At 70.1% G+C, this 6454-nt stretch carries 4 protein-coding genes; 2 read left to right on the top strand and 2 right to left on the bottom strand.

The genetic code is table 11. The features are described from left to right. Positions 1–2008 (bottom strand): phosphocholine-specific phospholipase C (locus tag AC1D15_RS14175; RefSeq protein WP_477826489.1); only part of this gene is annotated, 2008 nt, incomplete at its 3' end. A gap of 210 nt (positions 2009–2218) precedes the next feature. Between AC1D15_RS14175 and AC1D15_RS14170 the strand changes: the two genes are divergently transcribed. Further along, the gene (locus tag AC1D15_RS14170) at positions 2219–4378 is read left to right on the top strand and encodes a hypothetical protein (RefSeq protein WP_477826488.1); all 2160 of its coding nucleotides are present in this window, start codon (positions 2219–2221) and stop codon (positions 4376–4378) included. A gap of 10 nt (positions 4379–4388) precedes the next feature. Here the strand turns inward: AC1D15_RS14170 and AC1D15_RS14165 are convergent, their stop codons facing one another. Beyond that, on the bottom strand, positions 4389–5543 hold the full coding sequence (locus AC1D15_RS14165; protein WP_477826487.1) for an Ig-like domain-containing protein: 1155 nt from the start codon (positions 5541–5543) through the stop codon (positions 4389–4391). Between the two features lie 121 nt (positions 5544–5664). Between AC1D15_RS14165 and AC1D15_RS14160 the strand changes: the two genes are divergently transcribed. Then, positions 5665–6454, top strand: a 790-nt coding sequence (locus AC1D15_RS14160) for a Kelch repeat-containing protein (RefSeq protein WP_477826486.1), incomplete at its 3' end; no start/stop codon positions are given.

Genomic DNA, 6454 nt, shown 5'->3' with positions numbered 1-6454 from the left:
GCTCGTACCAGCCGCGGCTGCGTTCGAGCGGCCAGTACTTCGCGGTCGACTGGCCCGGCCTGAGCCGGTCGGCCCAGCGATCGTCACCACGCCCGTCACCGCGCCCGTCGCCATACCCGTCGCGCACCCGCAGGCCGACCGCCTGCAGCCCGACGTTCGTGATCGACAGCGTGATGCCCAGGCGCCCCTCGTCGTAGCTCGCGCGGATCAGCAGCTTGCTGCTGTCGGCGCGGACCTTGCCCTTGAAGGCACGCAGGAAGCCGTTCGGCCCGCTGAGCGACAGGTCATACGACGCATCGACCGCCGCCGCCCACGAGGCCGACAGCAAACGCTGGGGCTCGACCGTGAAGTTCCTCGGTGCCTGCGCCGCCTGCCCCGAGCGCACATGGAAGACGGCTGCCGCCTTGCCGGTGTTGCCGAAGCTGAGCTGGAACGATGCCGTCGCGGTGTTCGCCGCGCCTTCGGCATGCAACACATAGGGCAGGGCGCGCGCCGGCCGCACGCCGGGCTCCTGCACCGGCAGCAGCGGCGAGGTCGGCGGCACGATCGCGTAGTCGGGGTGGCGCACCAGGTTCGCAGGCATCAGCCCCGCGGTGCTCGGCAGCCGCACCCGATCCCGGTCCGGGCGCGAGAAATCGAGCGTCGACGTCAGGTCACCGGCCACGGCGCGCCGCCACGGCGTGATGTTGGGCTCGACGAGTTGCGGATGCGCCTTCGCGTGGCGTGCCTCGATGAAGCGGATCAGCGAGGTGTGGTCGAACACCTGCGAGTTGACCCAGCCGCCCTTGCTCCACGGCGAGACCACGAGCATCGGCACCCGCATGCCCAGGCCGTACGGTGCGCTCGGGTGGGCGGCGTCGCCGGCCGGGTAGATCTCGTTGACGGTGTCCACCGTCGACGCGCCTTGCCCGGCAAACGGCGGGGTGGGCGGAACCATGTGGTCGAAGAAGCCGCCTTCCTCGTCGTAGTTGATGAACAGCACCGTCTTGCCGAAGACATCGGGGTTGGAGGCGAGGATGTCGATGACCTGCGAGCTGTACCAGGCGCCGAAATCCGCCGCATGGTTCGGGTGCTCGCTGAAGGCCTCCGGCGCGACGATCCACGACACCGCCGGCAGGCGGCCGTTGCGCACGTCCTCGCGCAGCGTGTCGAACAGGCGCGCCGGATCGCGGTTCAGCGCGTTGATCTGCGTGCCGGTGCGCGCCGCGACGGCCAGCGGCGATCCCTCGGGCGCGTTCTGGTACTGGTGGAAGTACAGCAGCGCGTTGTCGCCGTAGTTGCCGATGTAGGGGTCCGAGGTCCAGCCCCAGAAGCCCGCGGCATTCAGGCCGGTGCCGACGTCCTGGTAGACCTTCCAGCCGATGCCGGCCTGCGTCAACCGCTCCGGGAACGTCGTCCAGTCGTAGCCGGCTTCCGCATTGGTGATGACCGGCCCGCCTTGCCGGCCGTCGTTGCCGAGCCAGCCGCTCCACAGGTGATAGCGGTTCGGGTCGGTCGGCCCGAGCACCGAGCAGTGGTAGGCATCGCAGACGGTGAAGGCATCGGCCAGCGCGTAGTGGAAGGGGATGTCGCGGCGCGTGTGGTAGGTCATCGTCACCGCGCCCTTGTGGGGCACCCACTGGTCGCAGCGGCCGCCGTTCCACGCGGCATGCGTGTCGTTCCAGCCGTGCGGCGGATCCGGCAGGAAGGTCTGCCCGACATCGGCCACCGGCGGGCGGAACGGCAGCAGCGTGCCGGTCGCGGTCGGCTGGTACCAGACGGGCTGGCCCGACGGCAGCGTCACGGCCCGTGGGTCGGCGAAGCCGCGCACGCCGCGCAGCGTGCCGAACAGGTGGTCGAACGAGCGGTTCTCCTGCATCAGGATGACGATGTGCTCGACGTCCTCGATCGTGCCTGTGCGGTGATGGGCCGGCACGGCCAGTGCATTCGCGATGCTGCCTGGCAACGCGCCGCCCAGGCCGCCGGCGCCGATGAGTTTGAGGACGTCGCGTCGATGCAGGTCTGTCATGGGGTGGTCTCCTGAAGGGACCACCACCGTATGCGGCGAGCATGACTGCACGATGTCGTGCCGCGTGACGGTGGGATGACAAACGCCTGGATAGTCCCGTCGACGGCGCAGGCCGCTTCGCATTCGGGACAGGCGCTTCGGCACGCGCGGAAATGTGACAGCGACGCCCGAAGACAGTGCGTCCATTCGATCACTCACCCGTGCCACCCCATGTCGATGCCGACCCTCCCGAAGCCGACCGCCACGACCAGCCGCGCGCCCTCGGTCAGAACCCAGCCCGATCACCCTGATCAGCCCGACGCGAGGACCCGCTCGTCCACGCGCCCACTCGACGGCGACCGGCCGTCGATCACGCGTCCGCCGCGCACCCGGGCGGGCACGCGTCCGCGCCAGGATGGCAACCTGGGCGCGTTGGGCACGCTCGGGGCTGCACCGCCAGAGGTGCGTCTCGCGCGCAACCTGCCCGATTTCGAACGCAAGCTCGCGGCGCAACGTGCACTCATGCCGGGCGAAGCGCAGTTGGGCGCCGCGGCGAAACTCGTCAACGAGGTGCGCCACAACCCGCTCGCGCCGCGCCCCGACGGCAGCACCACGCCGTCACACGACCAGCTGGCGCAGTTGCTCTCGCCCGCGGTGCTGCGCGACTTCCAGAAGAACGTGCTGCAACTCTCCGACGCGAAGATCCAAGCGATGGACGACATGGCCACCCAGGGCGGGCGCTGCATCCCCAGCAGCGGCTCGCTGTTCCAGGCGGTGCTGTACGGCGCGATCCCGTTCGCGGCGCTGGAGAGCACGCCGACCAAGGTGCTGGGCGGCAGCGTCGCGGCGCTGGCGGCACAGCCCTTCGTGACGGCGGGCCTGCAGACATCGATCGTCTCGGCCATCACCGTGATGCGGCAGAAGGGTGGGCCGATGGGCAAGATGCCCGGCAACCTCAAGGCCAATACGACCTTGCAGCAGATCGAGGCCGACCTCGTGCAGCTGAAGGACCTGGCGCAGAAGGATGCCGCCGCGATGGGTGCGATGCTGCAGGAGCTTGCCGCGAAACACCCGGCGCACGCGTTGCCGACGAGCCCGGCCCCCACTGAAGAACAGCTGCAGGACTTCCTGCGCGCGTTGACCCCCGACGAACACCAGGGCCTGCAAAAGATCCAGAACGACCAGACCGCACGCGCCGTGCAAGCGGCCGGGCTCGTGCTGGACGGCCTGCGCCTCGAAGGCATGCAGAAGCGCCAGAAGAACTCGACGAACGCGCAGGTGTTCTGGCGCACCTTGCGCGGCCTGAGCGGCATCCTGGCGCCTGCCATGCAGGCCAGGCATGTGCCGGCCGCGGCCATCACCGGCGTGTCGGTCGCGATCGCGCTCGGTGCGCTGCTCGGCCAGCACCTGGGGGCCGGACAGGACGAGCGCACGGCGCAGGCCGATGAACTGCGGCTGAGCATCCTGTACGGCGACCTCTTCAACGCTGAAGGGCAGGCCGACTGGAACGCGGGCCGCGAGATCCGCTCCACCGGCATCGACCCGAAGAAGTTGCAAGGCCTGGTCGTCGAGCCGGAGATGCTGATCGCCGGCCGCGTGAGCGCGATGGTCGACAGCCACCGCCAGGAACTCCAGGCACGGCTGGATGCGCACCAGGCGCAGCCGCCCGCGCCAGACACCGACCCGGAGGCCGGCGACCGCGTGGCCGTGCATCTCGCCGCGGAGATCGCCGATTGCGAGCGTGACCTCCAGAAGATCGCCGACGGCAACCTGACCGGGCTGGAGGAGAACGGCTTCGCACGGCAGCTGTTCGGCCAGGCGATGCAGAACACCGCGGTGGCCTTTGCGTGGTCGGAGGGCTGGGCCAAGCTGCGCTCGCCGCTGGAGTACTCGGCGCAGGTGGGGCAGCGCCTGTCGCAGCAGTTCACCTTCGGCGTGCTGGGCGGTGCCGGCGCCTTGCTGCTGGGGCGCGGCGTGAATGCGGTGGTGTACGAGGTCAACAAGCACCTGGCCGCGCAAGCGCACGCGCATTCCAACGACCCGGCGCAGGCGCACAAGCCGATCAGCGGCACCAGCAGCCTGCCCGCGTGGGCGCAGGTGATGCTCGCGGCCGGCGCCGGCGGCATCGCCTTCTATTCGGCGATGACGCAGTACAGCGCAGTGAACGTGAAGAACGCGCGGCGCGACATCCAGGGCGGCAAGGACAACGACCCGGGCCTGGGCGACCAGATGAAGAAGGGCTGGATCAGCCCGCTGTGGCAGCGCCGGGCGAACAGCGCCGGCACGGCCGCCCAGGCCGCCGGCAACGATGTGCTGCAGGCCGATTGGCGCAGCACCTCGGCGATGCGCTCGGCGCTGGCGGCCGACGCGGTCGTGGCCACCAGCGACTAGCGTTCCGGCGTTACTGCAGGCTCAGCGTCAGCGTGTACTGGTCGCGGGTCTCGAAGTCGTACGGGATGCTCGACAGGCGGATCCACGCCTCGCGCGCGGTGGCGCCGTTGGTGTACGCCACGCTGACCTCGCCCGAGCTGGGCCATTCGGAATCGCCGGAGAGCTTGGCGCCGGTCGCGTCGACGATGGAGACGAAGAAGCCCTGGTGCTGCGGGGTCAGCATGCGCACCGTCAGCGTCTGGCCGGCCGGAATCGTCAGCTGGTAGTAGTCGCTGTCGGTGTGCACGATTTTCGAGCTGCCGATGACCACGGTCTCGTTCTTCAGCGTGCCGGAGATCAGCAATTGCCCGGCCGGCACTGCGTTGGCCGTGGCCAGCGTGTTGTTCGGCTCCGTCTCGGTGAGGCCGGCATTCGGGTCGATGTTCAGCACGATCTCGTCCGACAGCGTCGTGTGGTTGGCGAGATCGCGCGCGCGGGCGACGACGGTGTGCGCGCCGGGCGCCAGCGTCGTCGTGTCGAACAGCACGTAGTACTGGTCGGCCGGATCGGTGCTGAGGTAGTGCAGCGAGGCCCAGGTGCCGGTCTCCTTGCCGTCGACCAGGAAGTCGACGCCGAAGAGACGGGTCTCGTCCTTCGCGATGGCCGTCAGCTTGACCAGGCCGAAGCTGCCTTGCACGGCGGCGGTGATGGTGGGCGGCACGGTGTCGCTGCTGCCGGGCGCACCGGCCGGGGTGCCGATCGTGAAGCCGGCCTCGGCCGAGGTGGTGCTGTTGCCGGCGGCATCGACCGCGACCGCGACGAAGCTGTGCGTGCCGCTCGTGATCAGGCCGATCGGCAGCGACGAGGTGTACGAACCGTCGCTCGGCGATTTCTGCACGGTGACCTGGATGGCGCTGCCATCGATGAGGAAGGTGACCGAGGTGACACCGACGTTGTCGGTGGCGAGCGCGCTGAGGGCCACGGCCTCGGTGGACACGGTGGCCGATGCGGAGACGACCGGCGGCTGGGTGTCGGCGCTCGACGGGCTGGAGGCCGGCGTGCCGGGTGGGGAGGGCTTCTGGGCGGTGTCGTTGGTGCTGTCGCCACCGCCGCCGCCGCAGGCAGCGAGCATCAGCGTGAGAAGCAGGGCGGGCAGGGTGCGGGTGACGCTGGCGGATCGGGTCATGGGGTGGGCGTGTTGGGCGACCGGCGATTCTGTCACCTGGGTGACAGAAGATGATGACGACGACACGCGGTTACCCGGGCAGTTACGCTCCGGCGTCGACCACGGGCCCAGGGAGAACACCATGCACAGGATTCCTCGTCGCAGTTTTGTCATCGGTGCAGCGGCTGCGCTGGGCGCGGGGCGGGCCTTGGCGCAGACGACCGCGCCGACGCCGCTGCCACCCGCCTCATCGCCGTATGCGCAGTTGCGGGGCGGCACGCCGCACCACCTGTCGCCGGAGCAGGAGTCGCAACGCGTGTTCGACAGCACGGCGCCTGCGGGGCCGCCGGGGCGCTGGGTGGCGCGCGCTGCGCTGCCGATCCCGCGCAGCGAGATGGCGTGGGCAGCGGTGGTGCGCGGGCAGATGCACATCGTGGGCGGGTACGGCGAGGGCGCGGTGAACCGCGACTACCACCACATCTACGAGCCGGCGGCCGACCGCTGGCTCAACGGTGCGCCGCTGCCGCGCGGCGCGAACCACGTGGCGGTGGCAGCGGAAGGCGACCTGCTGTATGCCTGCGGCGGCTTCGTCGAACAGAACCGGCGATCGGATGCGCTGGCGTTCGTGTACGACAGCGGCTCGAACGCCTGGCGACCCATCGCGCCGATGCCACGGCCGCGAGGTGCGGCGGCGGCCGTGATGCTGGAGGGGCGGCTGCACCTGATCGGCGGCGCATCGGAGCCGGCGGCCGAGCGCGCGAGCGTCGGCTGGCATGAGGTGTACGACCCGAAGGCCGATCGATGGACCGCTCTGAAGCCGCTGCCCGGCGCGCGCGACCATGTGGGCTGCGTGGCGCATGGCGGCCTGATCCACGTGATCGGCGGGCGCTTCAACACCTTCGAATACAACACCACGCTGCACCACGTGTACC

Source organism: Rhizobacter sp. P2_H2 (assembly GCF_056403375.1).
This window is presented reverse-complemented; position numbering and strand designations above follow the sequence as displayed.

Coding starts and splice junctions, on each gene's coding strand:
- AC1D15_RS14165 (WP_477826487.1), bottom strand. CDS start 5,543: ATGACCCGATCCGCCAGCGTCACCCGCACCCTGCCCGCCCTGCTTCTC.
- AC1D15_RS14170 (WP_477826488.1), top strand. CDS start 2,219: ATGTCGATGCCGACCCTCCCGAAGCCGACCGCCACGACCAGCCGCGCG.